Source organism: Enterococcus italicus DSM 15952, assembly GCF_000185365.1.
Classification (GTDB): Bacteria; Bacillota; Bacilli; order Lactobacillales; family Enterococcaceae; genus Enterococcus_G; species Enterococcus_G italicus.
In genome coordinates this window covers 1-826 of the sequence record NZ_GL622275.1, presented here as the reverse complement: position 1 = coordinate 826, position 826 = coordinate 1, and the positions used below count along the sequence as shown (strand labels likewise).

Genomic DNA, 826 nt, shown 5'->3' with positions numbered 1-826 from the left:
TGGATTTGAGTCAATATCTTGGACATATTTTAGTAGAGACTGTTACGTCATATTTGCTTTTGCCAACTCTTCAAACTCCTGTGGGGTTAGATAGTGAATCGAGCTATGGATTCGATTTCGGTTATAAAACCCTTCAATGTAGCTAAATAGTGCTCGATTTGCTTCTTCAAAATCTGAGTAGCTAGTCGTGTAGACTTCGTCCTTTTTCAATGAAGCATGGAAAGATTCGATTCCAGCATTATCATAAGGTATTCCCTTTCTACTATAAGAATGCCTTATTTTGTTGGTTTCAAGCCATTGTTCCACTTCTCTGGCTGTGTATTGGCTACCCAAGTCAGTGTGTAGAATCATTCCTTCTGGAATGTCATAATGCATTTTTGCTTTGTTCAGCGTTTGAATGACACAATCCACAGTCATTCGTTTTGAAAATGTATAGCTAATAATCTTTTTCGTGTGTAAATCTATGATTGAAGATAAGTAACACCAACCATTTTTCTTAGTAGGAATGTAAGTAATGTCAGCTGCCCATTTCTCACAGATAGTCTTAGTAGAAAAGTCCTGATTTAAGAGGTTCTCTTTTGAAATAATCAGTCTATTAGATCTTTGAGGTCTATATTTTTTAACTACAATCGACCTTAAATTTAATTGTTTCATTAGCTTTTGGACATGTTTAAGAGACACTGAAATACCTTCTTTTAATAAAACTTGATGGATCTTTGTGGCGCCATAGCGTTGTTTATTCGTAAAAAAATTGTTGAAATCTTCTTTTTCAACGTATTATTTCTGATTTCTGTAACTGTCAATGGTTTGTTCTTATAAAAATAAT

General features: G+C 33.8%; 1 pseudogene. It reads right to left on the bottom strand.

Annotation, left to right across the window (positions count from 1 at the left end):
• Window positions 1-42: 42 nt before the first annotated feature.
• Window positions 43-732, bottom strand: a pseudogene (locus HMPREF9088_RS11225) (IS3 family transposase); the annotation flags it as partial.
• Window positions 733-826 lie beyond the last annotated feature (94 nt).